This window comes from Pseudoalteromonas sp. M8 (genome assembly GCF_018141365.1).
GTDB lineage: Bacteria > Pseudomonadota > Gammaproteobacteria > Enterobacterales > Alteromonadaceae > Pseudoalteromonas.
This window is the reverse complement of the sequence record NZ_CP047239.1, coordinates 122,945-141,495: the sequence shown is the minus strand read 5'-3', so window position 1 is coordinate 141,495 and position 18,551 is coordinate 122,945. Positions and strand designations below refer to the sequence as shown.

The following is an 18,551-nucleotide window of genomic DNA, read 5'->3' as shown; positions in this document are numbered from 1 at the left end:
AATATGAGACATTTTGGCTTGTTATGTGTAAAAGATCATTTGTTTTGAGATTGTCGCTTTCTGTGAGATTAGACTTAACTTAATGATTTATATCAATTTAGATTTTGGTTTGAGTGGATGGTTTTATTCAAATCACTGCTTATTTTTTTTCATCCACTCTTATTTTTTTAATTATATAGCAAAATGCGTTTTTACTCTTTCAACAGTATGCGACCATTTCGGTGTTTGTGGTTTGCAGACTGAATTCTGATTTCCAAACAATCCTGTTTCATTAAATGCTTGAGCCAACGGCACAGCCTTAATCCATTCAACAGGGATCAGGTATTCAGCATCATCATCGTCTAAACTAGTAAAATTCGAATAATCGCCATCAGTGTCTAAGTCTAGTAAGGTCTTATTATCGTGCTTTGCAAACTGGTAGTTTTCTGCTCTGGATATTTCACCAGCAACTTTTCCAACAGCAACAAAGCCTGTTTGAGGAATTTTAACCCATACACGGTCACCAATATCTAACATGTTTAATGTATTTGAATACCAACGACCTCTACCCGCTGAAACAAATCCATATTTTAAAGCATCATTCCAATGTCGCTCTTTACCATGCCCAAAAGAAACATAAAACTCACCGTTCCAAGGCTCTTTTGTTGATTTTGAAATAACGCGCTCTTGGGTTTCTTCTGGAGCTATCATCCAAGCTCGACTTAAATATTGATTTGTACCATCTTCAAATACTGTAAAAAACACTGCGTTTACAGGTATTTTAGCTTTGTCATTTAAGTAGTTTATAATCCGCTCTGAACTTGCATCCAATGCAGCAGCTACAATTACCATTTGGTGTGAACCGTCATAATTAACATCTTTGAAAGGAACACCGAACTTTGACTCAAACGCCCTATCCAAACTTTGTTCCGATATTGCGCATTTCGTACTGTAGTCATGATAAATATCAACTAATTTACTGTCGTCAATTTCAACCACCCAAGATGCGTAATCTAGTGCTTGAGCTACGACATCTCTTGGTGTTTTATCGCGCTTTAACTCAATGATAATGACACTTCCGCTTGCATCTATAGCAAGTAAATCAATGTATTTATCAAAATCAGTTCGCACTTGACGACCAATAAGCAACCAATTTGGATTTAAAATAGAAATGTCTGCAACAATCAGTTCCTCCAATTGTTGTTCGCTTTCCAAGGTTACAGTTTTTAATCTTGTTGGTTTATCGCCTATTTTCCAGATTCCCTGTTCTATCGCCATTATGCAGCCCTATTTTTCTTGAAATTCTCAGCTTGCTCGAAGATTTCTTTATAAACTTCATCTCGGTCAACTGGCGGGTAGCCAAATCTAGCAAGCAAAATAATGAGATCTACTTTTAGCTCAGCTTTGATATCATCACGCTGGCTCCAGTCAGTGTATTTAGCCTTGTCATCAACAACATCTTTCACTGCTTTGGCTAGATCGAGAAGCTTGTCTTCTGGATACTGGAAGTCATATTTGATAGCTAGTGCCAGTAAAATGTCGTAAAAAGCTTTCTCTTCAAGGTTAATACCCATGTCAGCGAATGAACCCATTTCAGACTTGAGATCTTGATACATATTAATTATTTCATCAGAGAAGTCTTCAAGTACATCACTTACTAAAACATCTTCTTCCTTGCGCTCGTTATACTTATCAACCAATGATTTAAAACGAGCTGAGAAATCAACAGCCTTTAGCTTATTGACTTGCTTAAACTCGCCTATGGCCTTTGCCAACATCTGCTGAAGTAGTTTGATTTTGGTATTGGGAAGTTTAATTTTTTCAATTTTTGCTAGGTAATCATCATCGAAAATATCAACGCCATCTTCGCCTTGACCCAGCTTAAATATCTCTTCTACACCGTCACTTTTTAATGCCTCAGAAATCATTTCTCGTACCTTGGCATTCATTTGAGCTGTGTCAGGTGCATTACCTTTTGTGAGTTTATATACAATTGAACGAACAGCTAGGTAGAAGTGAATGAAATCACGCTCTTTCTGCGATAGTTTTTCACTACCACAGCATACGTCATAAGCGGTTTTCAATCGCTTTACTAATGCCATGAAACGGTGTTCAAGTTTTTGCGTTTGTAACACAAACTCAGCGGCATTATTGAGATAATTGAGTTGAGCAACTGGTTGCCCTGTAAAGTAAGGCGACTCATCAAAGTGATGCATGAGTTTGCCCAATAAATCTAAATGATCCTTAACAACAATGATGGACTGAGCAATATCCTCAAAGTTAGTTTCGTCGGTTTTTGAATACATGGCTAACGCTTTATTCATCTGCGTTTTGATACCGATATAGTCAACAACCAGACCTTTGTCTTTACCTTCAAACTTGCGGTTAACACGCGATATGGTTTGAATTAGGTTGTGACGTTGAATTGGTTTGTCGATGTAAATGGTATCGAGGAATGGCACATCAAAGCCTGTAAGCCACATATCGACAACGATGGCGATTTTGAAGTTCGACTTTTCATTTTTGAATTGGCGGTCTAACTCTTTGCGATACTCTTTAGTACCTAGTAAATCCCAAAGCTCTTTAGGGTCATCCTTGCCACGAGTCATCACCATCTTGACTCGTTCCATTGGTTTAATTTTTTTTGCGCTCTAGCTCTGATAGCTCTACGCCAACTTCGAATTCCAGTACCTCAAACCAATCTGGGCGAAGGTCTTTTAATTCTTGGTAAAATAAATAAGCTACTTCACGCGCAGAGCTTACAAACATTGCTTTACCTTTTATGGTAGAGCCTTCCTCAATACGAGATTCATAATGCGCAACAAAATCTTTAGCTAATGCGTTAATACGATCTGGATCGCCCAAAATGGCAGTCATATTAGCGGAAGCTTTTTTACTTTCTTCTATTTGGTGTTCATTACTGCCATCATCAGCGCACTGCTGATAATAGGCTTCAATTTCTTCGAGCTTAGCGTTATCTAAAATAACCTTAGCTGCTCTACCTTCATATACTATTCTAACAGTGATCTCATCTTTCACAGATTCAGTCATAGTGTAGGCATCAATAACCTGACCAAACACATCAAGCGTGGCATCAACTGGTGTTCCAGTGAAACCTACAAATGTCGCGTTAGGTAATGAGTCATGTAGGTATTTGGCAAAACCGTAGGTCTTCTTAACACCCTTTTCTGTCACTCGAACCTTCTGATCTAGATTAGTTTGACTGCGGTGCGCTTCATCAGAGATACAAATAACATTGCTTCTATCCGTTAGCAGTTTAGTATCTTCAGTGAATTTATGAATAGTCGTTAAGAACACACCACCACTATTGCGGCCTTGAAGTAGTTCACGTAAGTGATCACGGCTTTCAACAGCTACAATAGTTTGATCGCCAATATACGTTTTTGCATTAGAGAATTGCTGAGATAGCTGATCATCCAAATCAGTACGATCAGTAATTAACACAATAGTAGGACTTTCAAAATCTACACTCTTCATCAATAAGCGAGATAGAAACTGCATGGTAAAACTCTTACCACAACCAGTTGCGCCAAAATATGTACCGCCTTTACCATCGCCCTCAGGTTTACGCGCGAGTTTAATACTATGGTATAGCTTTCTAGCCGCATAGTACTGCGGGTAGCGGCAAACAATTTTTATTTCTGCTTTTGACGAATCTGGGAAATAAATAAAATTTCGAATTACATCCCGCAGGCGAGCTTTATTAAATAATCCCTGCAACATAGTATGCAGCGAATTGATTCCATCTTTTTCTATCGATTCATTGCCCGTGACTTTGCGCCATGCATAGAAAAATTCATAAGGCGCATACAGGCCACCCATTTTGTTGTTAACACCATCGCTGATCACACAAAATGCGTTGTAAATAAATAAGGCGGGAACATCCCTGCGGTAGCGAGTATTTAACTGAACATAAGCATCATGAATTGAAGCTTCTTCTTCACGAATTGAACTTTTAAACTCGAACACCACCAATGGCAAACCGTTAATATACAAAATGCCATCGGGGATACGCTTCTCGCCATCAACACCTTCAATCTCAAGCTGATTAACTATCTTGTATATATTCGCATCATTATAGCTTGTCGATTTCTCAGCGACTTTAAGTAATTCAGATGGGCTTTCCTTTACTAAATCAGGTAACAGACTTTGAACAACATTGGTGTAATCGACTAATTGTATATAAAGGTCTTTTTGCGTGTGGTCTTCGCGTTTTAACAGAAAGCCATCACTTAACCATTTGCAAAAGGTTTTGTTACTATCGTACAAATCACTAGCTGGTAATGACTCGATCTGTTTGATTATTGAATCAATCTCACCAGCAGTAATATTCTCAGCTTCATACTTATCAGATAAGAACTGACGTATGTCATCCTTAATCAAAACTTCAGTATTGCTACGAGTAAGCTCGTTACCGGGTACGTAAGGAAAGCCTTGTTCACCAAGTAATTCAATAATTGCCGCTTCTAGCTGAGCTTCTGTAAACTTAATAGCCATTTCTTAATTTATTCCTTCCATTGATTTTTTATTTCAGCAAATTCGTTTTCGGATTTGCAGATTTGCATCCAAGTGTCAATGATTGGAGGAGTGTTACAGTCTAGTTTTTTATAATGATGCCATAGTTCACAAGCCAATCTAGCCGAAGTTTTCTTCACTGCTAAATTCTCTTCAAATTTTAAATTTTTAAATTCCTTGGCTGCAAGAGCAAGAGAATTCAATACTGACTTTTCTAATTCTGAGTTAGTAACAAAGCGCTCTGCACGTACTACATTTAGCGCGACCTGAAATGCGTTTGTTAAATATTGTCCTCTTGAAAATTTAATAAATGTGCCAAGCACATCATAATACTTAATGTTTATGTCGCCATTACCAGTTAAAAGTCTATTTAGTGCCCAGAATGCATCCATTACTTCACGTTCTTCAAAGGTAGACAGAGCCTCTTCTATTTCTTGTATCAACTGACTTTCATTGTGGTTTAAGTAATGTAACGTTGCGGCTTTCAAATCTAAATAATTAAACCCAATATCTCTAAACTCAGATTCAATCTGTGAAATTGCCCTTTTATATTCAACAAGATCATTTTGTACAACGATGACATCTAATGCATCGACAAAAAGAGTGAACCTTCGTCTCATTTCACCTAAAAAATCACTTTCCTTTTCATATTTCTGAAAAACAACGCTATCTGATTGCCACCAATTTATAAGCTTATTAGCGAAAAGGTGAAGTTCTTCATTAGTCCAGTTGATTGATTTACTACTGCCAATTAATTCATTGGTGTAAGGATCTGAAGTGCCAGAAACCGTATAAGATTTAGGATTGCTAGTTTTAGCTTGAATTAGTGGAGAAGACTCAACTAGAAATTGACGAACTCCTTTCTCAACACCACTTTTACTGCCAAATAAATCAATAAATGCAAATTTATAATAACCAGTATTTTCAGGTAAACCATACTGATCTTGATAAGCTTGTAACTTTGACAATAAGCTTCTAACTTGGTTTTTATTCAATAAGTCCAAACTGTTTAAAGTCATTAGGGTTATGCATGCATTTTGACGAACCTCTTTTCTTTCGGACTCAAGCGCAACTAAGAAAACTCTTATCTTGTCAGATGAGAGTTTGATTCCTAAATTTTCACTTTTATCTCTATCGCCAGCCATGCCAAGGAAAAAATTGAAAGGATTCGGACAAGAAAATTGATCTACTTCTTTACCATCGTTTGCCACAACGTAAAAAGCAATTTCAGTGATTTTCTGAATACGCTCTATTATTTCATTATCACTAAACGAATTAATTAGCCGCTTAACAAGCTTATCTATAGATTGGAATCGCATTCTGGAAGGCTTGTTACTGTATATCTTTAATACTAGATTAAGTAACTCGTCTCTAACTGACAAAGTTGCTTTACAGCAGAGCCTTGAAAGAGCTTCCGGCAAAACTGAACCATATTCATATAAACTAGTTTCTTCATTTAGAAATGTATTTAATAGTCCTATATACCTTCTGGCTAAACCATCAACAAAGTTTGAATCGAAATCAGATAAGCTCTCTCGCGTGAATATTAGTTCTGTACTCTTCTTGTCTTGGGTTCGCAACATCGTTGACATCGACCAAAACGGAGAATATTTCGCAACTCTTTTTATTGCATTGTTTGCTCCAGTCACCGCTATATTAATGTGTGGCAGGCTAAATGGCAGTCCAGCATCTTCGAAGAACCTTAAAAATCTAAAGGCGTTAAGTACTTCAATATGCTCACCAGAGAAGTGATGGGTTGTATGCTGACTACCGATATCGAATCCGTTAACAACTGAAATTGATTGTAGTGGTGCAGGTTCGTGTTTAATTTCCAATTCAAGGAGCTGTATTTCTTGCCAAGGATTACATTGGTACTGCCTTAAATCATTCAACCTTTCGACATACTCCGGCTTAGACTTTGAAGACCAATCTCCAGACTTAAAAGATATTGCTCGGCTAACGTTGGTGAGTAACACTAGAATATATGACTCAAGAGAAACATTCGCATAATCGTTAATCGATGTGACAGCATTTATTTTCCGTCTGGTTTTTATCAATGCTTTTTCTAAAGTGTCTTGCGCATCCATTAACTTGTTTATTTCTGCTAAAATGCTTGCTTTTCTATACATCCAAATTGCGGATGAATTTCCTGCACTCCACTTTGACAATAAATTAGTTAATTCTGCACTTTTACTGTCAACCAACAAGAATAAAGCTTTTTCATAAGTTAAATAATCAGCGTGAAGCTCCCCATTAGATTTTTTAGTGATCTTAGCGAAGAAGCTTTGCCAATCTTCACGTTTGCCTTCTTCTCTGTAGTACCTCAATAAAGCTAGTGAAATAAAAAGCGTTCTTTCATCACAAGTACCCTCATCACTAAAATTAGGCTCAATTGCTGATAAAACATGTTCAACTTCATTGTCAAAGATTGGCAATAATGACTTCTCTTTACGCCACAAGAATTCATATACAAAATCTTTTAGTACATCGGTTGATATAGAAATTTTTGTATTAAAAATTTCCGACCAATGCTTTGTATATGCCCATAACTTGAGCCTCAATTCATTAGGTACAACTAACCAGTTAGGGTAAGCACACCTTTCTCCTTCCCATAACTGAATTAGCTCAGAAAGCTCTTGATGAAATTCTTCATCTGAAGGGAGGTTTGTCGTGTTAAAACGTGAATGACTATGCTGACCACTTAACTCCCAGCCCTTTTGTGTCTCATCATCTTTTCGTGATTCACAGTAATCAATAAATGCTTTTATGCCCGCCTGATGATCCTTGTCACCAACGCTTTCACATACTGACATATCAACACATGTAATATTGTATTGAGCTAACGCTTTTTCTTGTGAAGTGGATAAATTTAATACACCTATCAAATATATTTTTGGCGCATTTTGTGCCCCTAGGTTATCCCTAATCCAACCAATCCATTTGAGAAAGTTAGGATCATCTCCAGAAAAGCCTATTAGGCAAAGTGTATTTTCTAATAGCGTTTGTTGAACTGTATTAACGAAAGGTGCAAATTTTTGCGGATAAGTTCTATAGTCTTCTTCACTTATGATCAGCGGAGTTGATGCTGAAAAACAGCCGTGCAATTTAACAATTCTAGGCGGGATTGAATGGACCAAATTATCTTTATGAACAACTACTTTGTAGTTTCGTTCACTTACAGTTTCGGCAGCTCGCTCTAATAAGGTATCGTAATTAGTAGTAAATACATCCGTCCAAGGCAAACTAAGCAATGATTGGTGCAACTCTGACGGTTTATAATCACTATCTGGGATATTTGTTCGCAAAATAGAGTCTAAAACGGGTCGGCCAAAATTTGACTCGACTTCATAAGCCAGTTTTAACGGATCGAAAAAATTATACTTAGCATTTTTTATCTCTTCCCCTCTCACCTTTTCATAAAATACATTTCCTAAGTCTTGCCAACTAGGAAACCGTTTAGCATTTTCAAACATTGGTTTGGCATTCATGCTAAACCCTGCACCTATCATGATTGACGCATTTTTGCTCCATAGGCATTGAGCTATTTCATCTAAATAAGGCTGAATTGAAGAGGGGATCTTTTCCATAAGTTTTATTCCGATTTTAAAGGTACTTCACCAGAGATTAATTTCGGTAGTAAACTATCTCGAATGTTTTCTAGCTGTTTATTTTGTTTAGAGTTTACAAGTATTTTTTCTATTTGATTTTCAGTTAATTTACTAAACGATTTTAATATATCATCAGTTGGTCGTATTACGGATAGACTCTCAAATGATGATTTATTAAGAATAGGCATTGTTGAGCCACTACTACCTAAATTAAACAGCTCTTCTCTACGAGTTCTTAAATTCATAAAAATATAATTACGTGAAAACTCGTCACTTAAAATTATTGAATTTAGCTGCTGATTAGTTACAGCTTTTGTTGGTGTAATAACAGTCTTTCCCATCTGACTGCCTATGCACGTAACACACACAGAGCCTTTTTCTATTACATTATTCTTTACTACTTTAACTCCGTCCTCAGTTAAGCGTCTTGCTACATTCAGAGCATAAACATCACTATCTACATCAGTGGGGGTTATAAAAGGAGTTCCTTCTGAATCAAAAGCATTTTCAACCTTTTTAGGTGGTGTTTTGCCAGTAACAACTTTACCAAAACTCTTTAGTTTATCTTTTTTCCACCCCTTAGGTATCCACCCAGCAATACCGATACTAGGGTCATCTGTTTGTTCAAATTCGCTTGGGAATAATGCGCGGATATCATCAGGCAGAGGTTTGAAATCTGGTAGCTGCTGAGCTTGCTTACGCTGCTCAGCTTTGTGTTTCAATGCATCAGGAATGTCATTGCCAGCGGCAAGTGCGTTGTCGATAACAGGATCAAAATCAACAAACCAGCTTTTAAATAACACCTGCGCCATTTGCTCTAAGGTTTGGTTGGTTTGGCGATTTAAGATAATTTTTTCATCCAGCGACCGAACCATATTTGCTATAGATTCACTTTCTTCGTATGTAACTTCTGGGCATGGCAATAACCCAATAATTTTCCCACTTATATTGGCTTGGTTCGCGCTGCCTGACGAATTAGAAACGAGAAAATCTTGGCTTTGGGGTAACGATAATAAATAAAACAAGAAGTCTGGATGAACTTTACCTTCTTCTAATAACTGAATTCTCCCGACACGCTGGTTTATATATGATTGAGGTTCATTAGCCCATACTCTGGCAACTCGACCAACAAGAGATTGCGGAGCATTAGGCCCAGAGCCAGTCATAGAAATTAGAATGTCACCTTCTTTTGTTGCCCATGCTTCAGTTGATTGTGCGATTTCATCTGAGATATAAGCAGGTTCCTCATAGCTCACTGTCCCAAAACGCACATTTTTAATCTTTAAAACTCTATTTTCACTGTATTCAATAAAGTCTTTACTTTTGTAAGCAAAGCCACCTTGAACCTTTGCGTACTCAGATAACGTTGTTAAATTAAACGCCATAACCCAACACCTCTAAGTTTTGACGAATTGCTTTATCTAGTTCTTCGGACTGTTCCATTTGGCTATATAGGGTTTGGCTTAGCTTTTTCATTTTGACTTCAAACGGGATGCCATCGTCTTCCAAATCAGCAGCGCCAACATAGCGGCCCGGAGTTAACACAAAGTCATTGGCTTTAATTTCTTCCAGCGTTGCTGATTTGGAGTAACCTGCTTTGTCTTGGTATTCACCGTCTTTCTTCTCGCCACGCCATGCATGATAAGTTCTCGCAATTTCAGTGATGTCATCTGTGGTTAGTTCTTTGTGAACACGGCTGACCATAGTGCCCATTTCACGGGCATCGATAAATAAGGTTTCACCTTGGCGGTCTCGATAACCAAGTTCGGTATTTTTCTTTTTGCTTTTGGTGATAAACCACAAACAGACTGGAATTTGCGTGGTGTAGAAAAGCTGCCCCGGCAAAGCAATCATGCAATCTACCAAGTCGTTCTCAATAATTTTCTTACGAATTGTGCCTTCACCACCCGTGTTAGAACTCATTGAACCATTGGCAAGTACAAAGCCTGCTGTACCGTTTTCACTGAGCTTAGATATCATGTGCATGATCCAAGCGTAGTTAGCGTTGCCAGTAGGCGGTACTTCAAATCCAGACCAACGAGGATCATCAACTAATTCATTGTCTGCACGCCATTGCTTCTGGTTGAACGGTGGATTACTCAAAATGTAGTCTGCTTTTAAATCAGGGTGCTGATCTTTAAAGAAGGTATCACCTGCAACATCACCTAAATTACCGTTAATACCACGCACAGCAAGGTTCATTTTGGCTAATTTATGAGTTGTGCTGGTGTATTCCTGCCCATAAATTGAGATGTTTTTCTTACTGCCTTTGTGACTATCAATAAACTTAAGCGATTGAACAAACATACCACCACTACCGCAGCACGGGTCGTATATCTTACCTTTGTATGGTTCAAGCATTTCTGCAATCAAGGTTACTACTGATTTGGGCGTATAGAACTCACCACCACCTTTGCCTTCGTTTGCGGCAAATTTACCTAAAAAGTACTCGTAAACACGGCCTACCAGATCTTCTTCGGTCATGTGACATTCGTTAGCAATGGTATCGATGTTATTGATAGTATCGATAAGTGCTGCAAGCTTGCTTACATCTAACCCTAGACGAGAAAAGTAATTGTCAGGTAATGCGCCTTTCAGTGACACGTTGTTTTTCTCAACCGTATGCAGTGCAGTATCAATTTTTACTGCAATGTCATCTTGCTTAGCTTGCTTTTGAATAAACGACCAACGCGCTTCCTCTGGCAAATAAAACACATTGTCTTTGGCATAGAACTCAACCATATCAACGTAATCACCCATGCCTTCGGCAATAAGCTTTTCACGCTGCTTTTCAAACTTATCGCTAATGAACTTTAAGAAGATAAGGCTTAGAACAATATGCTTGTATTCTGATGATTCAACACTACCACGGAGCTTATTAGCGGCATCCCAAAGTGATTCTTCGAATCCTATTTGTTTTTTACTATCTTTTGCCATGTGCCTAAATTCCTATAAATCTTGAAAACCGGGGGCCAAAGTTAAATTCCCTGCCCCAGATATTAAATGTTTGTTATTGAGATAAAGCTGATATTCGCTGCTGTTAAGTTCAGCATTGTCCGAGCAATCCACGTTCCAACGTCTTAATAAATAACCCGTGAGCGCAGCTCTTGCTTTAATTGTCATTTTGCCATCAACCATGCCGTAATCGAGTTCGATAGCTGTAGGATGTTGAATATTCTTTGGGTGTGGCACTAGCTCTAGTGAAATGAACGTATTCCACTCTTTATCTTGTTTTTTGTTTTCGTGCTCTTTTGATATACCTGACTTCATTGTTGCTTTTGTGATTCGAGTTAATACAAAGTCACGAAATTCTTCTGATTTTCTGCAATATGCACGAACATGCCAGCGAAGCCCATTGTCGATAATTGAATGCGGCACAATATCTCGTGAATTTGAGCCACTCGACAACGAGGTGTATATGATGTTTATCGCTTTGTTTTGAAAGATGGCTTGCGAAATACGAGCAACAATCATCAAATCTGGAACGTTTAATGAACTAGGAGCCTCTACTGGAAATTTTGTATCGCCAATCGCATCAAATCCATCTGATATCTCATTTGCTAATTTAACAAGCGTCTTTCGCGGGTCGTGATTGAAGAATGGTTTAAAGTTAGACTCGATAACGTACCGTCTGTCCGTTGTGTTATACGTCAGGTTTCTAGGTGCAAGCTCTTTATAAAGAGCTAAATCTCTTGATGCCGCAGCAGTACCGCATTCGAAGCGTTGTATAATTTCGTTACGCGTCACCGAACCTGTAAACATTAACTTGAAATCAATGTAAGCTAGTCGCTGCTTTTGTGCGTAATTAACGTTTTCTAGTTCCATCTAACTTATTATACTCATTACGTAATATAGCTAGTGTGTATCATTTTGATAATCAGGTCAATGTCCAGATAAAAGAAAAGGAGCAGTTAAGTCCTTTTCGTTTATCTTTTGACTAAGAGAGATATTTCATGATCAAAATATCTCTCGGATTCATCAATGTTTGCCGCATTTTCAGCCAATCTTGTCCACTTAATGTGACGTATTCCACTTCATCACAACTCACATATTGAGATCCAGATTTTGTTATAAATCGAGTATTATGGTTCGAAGAAATTTGTATCGGTGACGAAATCACAACATCATCATGTGAAAACCTTAGTGTTTCATCGAGTTCGACAAAGCCGTAGAGCACTTGAGCAATTTCTATTAACTCTCCATCCAGTTTATCAACCACTGAAACAACGGTTACTTCCCGTAAATAAGTTTTTAATGTATCGATCTGAAAATCACTATATTCAGAATTAGATTGATTATTGCTTATATGTTCCATATCGCTTACCTCTTCTACTTGAACATTAAGTTTTATAGAAGAGGCAGCCAATCTTGTCATTATACAAATATGTATAAAAACAATGATTTAAGAGTTAATTCATTGATAATGAATGACAATTATTTTCGAATTTTTTTCATTAATTTGTCGAATAACTGGTTTGAGTTTTCTTGGATTAAGTTTAGCTCGTCTGTTAACTCATTAATCGAAGTGGGATCTACAATCTTTTTGCTTCTGCTTATGATTACTATCTAATCAAAGCGACAGCCATAATTGGAGCTATACATTTGACAAAGCGATGTTCTTTACGATTGTTGGTTGTGTTGGTTCATATGGCGCATTCTACGTAGCGTTATACGCTGTAATAAATTGGAAAAAGATAAAAGAAGCAAATCATGTAGATGATTTATTTTTATATCTATATGAAGATAGTTATAGATATTTCACGCAAAGCTAAGGCGTATTTGTTGGACAAAGTGGAAATGTAACTGAAGAAATGGCTGTTACTATATTAGTAAGGATGGGGCAAATTTCTGCATATTTGACTAGTGAACAAACTAATACACTAACCGATTTATGGGAGGAGTTTTCCAAAGAAATAAAAAAAGCTGGAAAGAATGCCACCACTGCAATCCCTCATAAATTTACAAGTAGAGTTGATAACATTCGCTTAGAAATAGCAAATAAAGGCGTCGGAGAGCAAAAGTTTTAAAAGATGTTTATCAAGGCGGTGCATTGCCATGGTTCTACAGTATTGTGCTGCGCGCATGGTTGAAATTGTGAACAGGTAAAAACGGAGTGTGCTTGCGTTAACCATCTAGGGGCACGCCCCTTAATAATCCCCTTAGTTTTTACTTCCGTGAATAGGTTTGGTTTGGCGTGATGGTTTAGGTGATCTTACGCATCTTGCCAGTTTTTAAGCTCCTTGCCATGTATGGGATGTGGTCAGGGTTCTCGGTTAAGAACTCGACCATTTGTCTGATTTCGACCTCTGATTGACAGGGAACCCAAAGCGTCACCTTGTTAAGTCCCCTATCCTATTGCTTTTGTTCATACCGCTTTATGGTTTCGCAAATGCTTTAAGGTGATTATGCCACAAGAAGTGGGATCAAAATTGAAACAATAATTGTGGCAATTGCTACTCGAAATGTATTTACTCCCAAGCGATTTGATTTTTCTGACTCTTTTACAGATAGATAAGAGAGATAACCGAAATAAGTCGTTGCATTTAGCTGCCATTTTGCAGGTAGATTATGAGTATTTGTTCCATCAATATTTGTGTGTATTTCGGTACTATCTGGACCATTTGGCTCTAAGCAAATATCGCGCATAATTTCGGCAATACGGTATTCACTTATGCCGTTCAACTCTAATGTTTTTGTAGCTTCACAGACACTAAAACTTTCGCCGGATTTATTTTTTTCTAAAATAAACTCGGTCACTCTTAATACATCAGGTTTAGTTCTATCTATTTTCATTTGGTTCCATCCCCGTTCACTTTCGTATGCCTGATATGGTTACACACGCTCAAATAAGTCCTTTATATCGCAATCGAATAGTTCGCATAGTTTGTCTACTGCATCGAGATCGACTCGTTGGGCCGTTTCTTTATACAACAACGTGACTGTGGCTCTACTCAAACCAGTTTTTCTGGCAACATCAGCAATACGCATTTTGTGTTCGCCCATCATTCGAGCGAGGTGGCAGCGGCTCATAATTCAGTCTCAATAATTGCCTAAAGCCTAGGCTATCACAATATTACAGTTTATCTCACATTTTTGAACTATCTTCAGCCTACTAACAGCAGTCTTGCCTAGGATAAGCCGGATAAGGAAAGCCTGTGATATGTGACCCATCGACATTTGAAGGATATTAACAACGTCTATTCTGAAATATGTGTCAGTGAAATTTATTGATTGTGAAATAAGGACGTAATTTGTTGTTTTATAGTCCTCAGTATTATGAGTTCTCATAGGAATCACCACAAAGCCAAAACGAAAAAAGCGAGGATTTCCCCTCGCCTTGTCTACAGTCTACTTGTTTCTTAATTTATTCGCAGTAGTTGGCTACGTACGTTAAGTCGTTGATGTGCTCAGGGCCATCCATTACAAAGGTTGCTTCTGCAGTGTTTGGATCTAGTGTGTAGATCTTCGCGTCTTCACCTGAGTTACGGCCAGATACGTATAAGGTGCCGTCTGAGCTTACTGCTAAACCCGATGCCCAATTTACACCATGCTCGCCAACGAGATCTAAAGACATGTCGCCTTTATCTAGCGTGTAAAGTGCTTTACCTGTTAGTACGTAAATCACGTTAGTATCTGCTGAATAAGCGATATCACCGTGTGAGAAGTCGTCACCTGCATAGCTTAGTTTTCCAAGCACTGTTTTTGCGCCTGTTTGCATGTCAAACTCATAAAGATAAGTTTTGCTGCTTGCAAGTAATTTAGTACCGTCTGGCGTTACTGCTGAACGGTATAATGGCCATGAAACTGCATTAGCAGCTAAAGTCTGCTCTGCACTATCTAGTGAAACCTTCCAAAGTGATGAAGCTTTAGATGCACTGTCGTTTTGTTCCATAAAGTAAAGTGCACCATTGTGCGCAGCAATGTTTGAAGCTGTATTAGCGACGCCATCAACGTATGCATAGGTACCATTAACCATGTCGAATTTATAAACATAGCTATTGCTGTCTTCACCAAAGTTATTGATGCCGTACACGCCTACTTTACAAGTTACTGGAGGCTCTGGAGGTGTAACGTCTTCCTCTTCTGTTACGACTACGTTGTCTAGTAACGCACCATATGAGTCAGAAGTGCCTAACCCCTGAAAGCGTAATTGTGTCGAACTACCAGTCGCTTCAACCGTATACTCGTACTTTGTCCAGCCTCGGGTCGTTGCATTCATCGTCACTAGTGTGTTGTCACCAAACCATGCACGTGCACGATTAGTTGAGTTATTGTTTACCACTCGAGGCGAGTAATAAAAACTCACTTTATACTTTTTTCCAGCCGTTGTTGGGATATTCTGGTAGATTGTATAATTTGCAGTTGAGTCAAGCTCTAGGTATTGATTGCCGTTTTGAGGCACGATAATACCAAGGCTTTGCTTTTGAATTTCGAATCTGGCGCCTTCTCTATTCCAACCTTGGAGGTTGTCAAATAACGCCCAATCACCAGAAATATTGCCTGATGTTTCAAACGAGCCGTTAACGACTAAATTGTCGGCAGCACTTGCTGTACCAACAACTGATATTAACGCTAAGGTTGTAAAGTTAAGTTTCATAGCCACTCCAATAAAATAGAGTTAATGTAAATTTTTTGTTTACAATAACATCACTTAATATAATACCATTGTCGTATTTATTGAGTCAGCGGTCAATGAGTAACCGAAAAACCAGATTTTATGATGTTTTACGTCTCTAAATAGACTTTTTAATTGGTACTTTAGTATTGTTTTTTTGGCGTGAAAAATAGATGTCGAAACCTATCCGTCATTTTGACCGAGACTAGGGTTTCGTATAACAAAGTCATTAAAGCTAATGGTTAACGGTACATTTAAGAGCGTTTGTTTGGTTGCAGTAATGAAAGTCTAAGTAGTAGTTGTCCTTGGAAGGTGTCTGGCCAAGAGCTATCGTATTGTAAAGTAATTCCGCTCCTTTTCGGCCCATTTCAAAGGGGTTTTGGCCAATATTGATTGTTGAAAGTCCCTTTTCCAAAGCTTTAAGTTGCATCTCTTCTGTATCTGCGGAAATGATCACAGCATTGTTATTTTTTATCTTCTCTTTGTATGGTAATACGCGTTCAATATAATTAGAGTGAAATTGAGCGAAGCCAGCGACAGCAATAAAAATCGGGGGATTTTCATAATTTAGTAAGGTCAATAGTTGGCTTATCGCATCTTCGCGTTTACCCATTGTGTAAAGTGGGCATCGTTCGTACTCTTGCCACCCTTGCTTGAGATCATTCTCTGTTTTTGTAAGGTTGTCTATTGTATGTGTAGAGAGTGCATATCTAACGCCATTGATTCTTTTATCCAAATTAGGTGTTGAGTGATGACCTGTTTGAATACAAAACGATTGAAGCGCGGCCTTTTTATAAGGTTTAGCGGCTTCTCCAAGTGCAACACCAAATGCAAAGTTATCGGTTCCTACATAGGCGAGACGGTAATCTTTATGCTCTGTTAAAAGGTCAGAGTCAAAAGTGATCACTGGTATCTTCAATTGCTTTGCCTTTTTGAGCGAACGTGACACGAGATAGTTTGAATCGGTAGTTGATATTAATAACCCGTCTACCTTTTTACTCAATAGTTCATTAATAATTAGGCTTTGCGTTCTAAAATCTTGATAGTCGTCTGCACCATCGTAGATACACTCTACATTTGGATGTTGTTTCGCAAAGTCTACACACCCTTTATACGATTGTTCATAAAAGGTGTCATTTTTAGTTTTGCCTACAACCGCGATGGTTATTTCCGCTTGAGTACTTTGGCTCAGTATCGCAAACAATATTAGCCCAAATACCAAGGTACAACGGGAGAATAGATTTTCCTTTAACTTCATGTTTAGAGTGAAATAATTTTCTTAAACTACTGCAAGCATAACGTAGATTTTTAGTAACGCAAATGAGGACAGCATTCCATCTGGCGCTCACTAGTGCATCGCAGCATTTTTCAATACAAATTGATGAGCATCCATATAGCTTTTAATAGCACTTTGCGCAATTCGTATCGTCGCGGGTACATCAGTACTACCTTTATGAATGCAAAATACTTCCACTTTTTCCAGCTCGAATTCGGGATCTACTCGCTCCAAGTTATGATTATTAAATGCGATGATTTCTGGCACTAATCCAATACCCAAACCGCTTTCAATGAGCCCTATTGTATCGCTAACGGAATTGGTTTTGTGATGTGCTTTGAATGAAAGCGGTTTAACGATATTTTGTGTTGTATGTATAAATTCATAATTTGTGACTTTGCTTTCCCAAGAGTTTGCAATGTAAGGAGCGGTTGTGTCGTTAAATTCACTGTCCTTTGCTTTATATAGCACGTCTCTAAATGAACCAATATATTGTTGTGATTGCTCCACATCTGTGCTTTTACCTACTCTAACAGCAAGATCTATCCCCCGCTCCACTAGATTGAGATGGCGATCTTCATTAATTAAATTCAGGCGGATTTTAGGGTGCGTTTTAATCAGCTTACATAGTGCAGGTGCAACGATGGTTTGCATCAAAGCATAGGATGTTGTCACTGTTAACTGCCCTGCCAGTACTGATTGCTTAGATCTTGCTTTCTCCCAAGCTAACTCTGATAAATGGCTGATTTCAAGGCAGTACGCATAGAAGTCTTTACCAACGTTGGTCAATGATTGGCTTCGTGTGTTTCTATATAGTAGTGGTGTTCCTATCTCTTCTTCTAGTTTCTTGAGATGTTGGCTGATCACTGATTTAGACAAAGATAACTTCTCCGCGGCTTTGGTCAGTGATCCTGACTCTACCACCCCCTTAAATATCATCATTCTTCTTAGTTTGTTCATTTAACTTCTCTTTTCACATTACTTTATAAGATAAAGACCGCCGCATCCAAATAAAATTACATAAATATTACATAAATTAAACATTTATTTTTAACAGTTATAAATGAAATATGTGTTTTGGTCTATACCAGATTCAGTGTTATTTCCCCTGCCTAGCTAAAAGTGGTTATTGATAATTTCCTTAATCGTTTTAGGTTTAACCTTGTTTGAATTTTTAAGTCATTTATATAACTTAAAGTGGCTGTACTAACGGGTAGTTACTTTGATTTTTCTGGCCAAGATCAGATAGCTGTCAATAGATTGAATTTATTTCTTCAACAAAGAACACGCGTCTCATTTATAGCGGCAGAAACATTGAGTTCGATTTTATGAAACAGTTTAATTAAGGTTGAATTTTGAGCGAAAGTGGCTATAAAAATAAGCTGTTAACTATCTGTTTGTAACAAAACCCCCCTACATCTATAGCTATGGATGGCCAGGTTACAGCTCGTTTTTGTTAACTTTCATTTACTTAATTTGTTGTTTTGTAGATTGTATCCCGTGCTGTTTGGTGTTATTGAAAATGCAACTAATTTCC

At 37.9% G+C, this 18,551-nt stretch carries 12 protein-coding genes and 1 pseudogene; 1 reads left to right on the top strand and 12 read right to left on the bottom strand.

Features of this window, described 5'->3' with window-relative positions; translation table 11 throughout:
- Positions 1-171: 171 nt before the first annotated feature.
- The 7 genes and pseudogenes from GSF13_RS00550 to GSF13_RS00520 form a co-directional block, all read right to left on the bottom strand.
- The gene (locus tag GSF13_RS00550) at positions 172-1,257 is read right to left on the bottom strand and encodes an endonuclease NucS domain-containing protein (RefSeq protein ID WP_211865610.1); all 1,086 of its coding nucleotides are present in this window, start codon (positions 1,255-1,257) and stop codon (positions 172-174) included.
- A pseudogene (locus GSF13_RS00545) lies at positions 1,257-4,491 on the bottom strand (type I restriction endonuclease subunit R). Before GSF13_RS00545 ends, GSF13_RS00550 begins: the two are co-directional and overlap by 1 nt.
- Before the next feature lie 14 nt (positions 4,492-4,505).
- Complete coding sequence (gene dsr2 / locus GSF13_RS00540) at positions 4,506-8,102, bottom strand: anti-phage defense-associated sirtuin Dsr2 (protein WP_211865605.1); 3,597 nt, start codon at positions 8,100-8,102, stop codon at positions 4,506-4,508.
- 5 nt (positions 8,103-8,107) lie between these two features.
- Entirely contained in the window at positions 8,108-9,508 is a 1,401-nt protein-coding gene (locus GSF13_RS00535) for a restriction endonuclease subunit S (protein WP_211865603.1), read from the bottom strand.
- Positions 9,498-11,060 (bottom strand): class I SAM-dependent DNA methyltransferase, encoded by a 1,563-nt coding sequence (locus GSF13_RS00530; protein WP_211865601.1) that lies wholly within the window; start codon positions 11,058-11,060, stop codon positions 9,498-9,500. Before GSF13_RS00530 ends, GSF13_RS00535 begins: the two co-directional genes overlap by 11 nt.
- A 12-nt stretch (positions 11,061-11,072) precedes the next feature.
- Positions 11,073-11,948, bottom strand: coding sequence for a WYL domain-containing protein (locus GSF13_RS00525; RefSeq protein ID WP_211865599.1), 876 nt, complete (start codon positions 11,946-11,948; stop codon positions 11,073-11,075).
- 112 nt (positions 11,949-12,060) lie between these two features.
- Positions 12,061-12,438, bottom strand: coding sequence for a hypothetical protein (locus GSF13_RS00520; protein WP_211865590.1), 378 nt, complete (start codon positions 12,436-12,438; stop codon positions 12,061-12,063).
- A gap of 496 nt (positions 12,439-12,934) precedes the next feature.
- On the opposite strand from GSF13_RS00520, the gene GSF13_RS00515 reads away from it, so the two are divergent.
- Entirely contained in the window at positions 12,935-13,150 is a 216-nt protein-coding gene (locus GSF13_RS00515; protein ID WP_211865588.1) for a hypothetical protein, read from the top strand.
- Positions 13,151-13,526: 376 nt separating this feature from the next.
- Here the strand turns inward: GSF13_RS00515 and GSF13_RS00510 are convergent, their stop codons facing one another.
- From GSF13_RS00510 to GSF13_RS00490, 5 genes are all read right to left on the bottom strand, one after another.
- Positions 13,527-13,916, bottom strand: coding sequence for a hypothetical protein (locus GSF13_RS00510; RefSeq protein ID WP_211865586.1), 390 nt, complete (start codon positions 13,914-13,916; stop codon positions 13,527-13,529).
- 39 nt (positions 13,917-13,955) lie between these two features.
- Positions 13,956-14,153: a helix-turn-helix transcriptional regulator gene (locus tag GSF13_RS00505; protein WP_174169216.1), complete on the bottom strand. Its 198-nt coding sequence runs from the start codon at positions 14,151-14,153 to the stop codon at positions 13,956-13,958.
- A 334-nt stretch (positions 14,154-14,487) separates the two neighbouring features.
- A complete protein-coding gene (locus tag GSF13_RS00500; RefSeq protein WP_174169215.1) occupies positions 14,488-15,720 on the bottom strand; it encodes a DUF642 domain-containing protein in 1,233 nt (410 codons plus the stop codon).
- A gap of 253 nt (positions 15,721-15,973) precedes the next feature.
- Positions 15,974-16,942, bottom strand: coding sequence for a substrate-binding domain-containing protein (locus tag GSF13_RS00495; protein WP_349251763.1), 969 nt, complete (start codon positions 16,940-16,942; stop codon positions 15,974-15,976).
- Positions 16,943-17,086: 144 nt separating this feature from the next.
- The gene (locus GSF13_RS00490; protein WP_010605430.1) at positions 17,087-17,974 is read right to left on the bottom strand and encodes a LysR family transcriptional regulator; all 888 of its coding nucleotides are present in this window, start codon (positions 17,972-17,974) and stop codon (positions 17,087-17,089) included.
- Between the last annotated feature and the right edge of the window lie 577 nt (positions 17,975-18,551).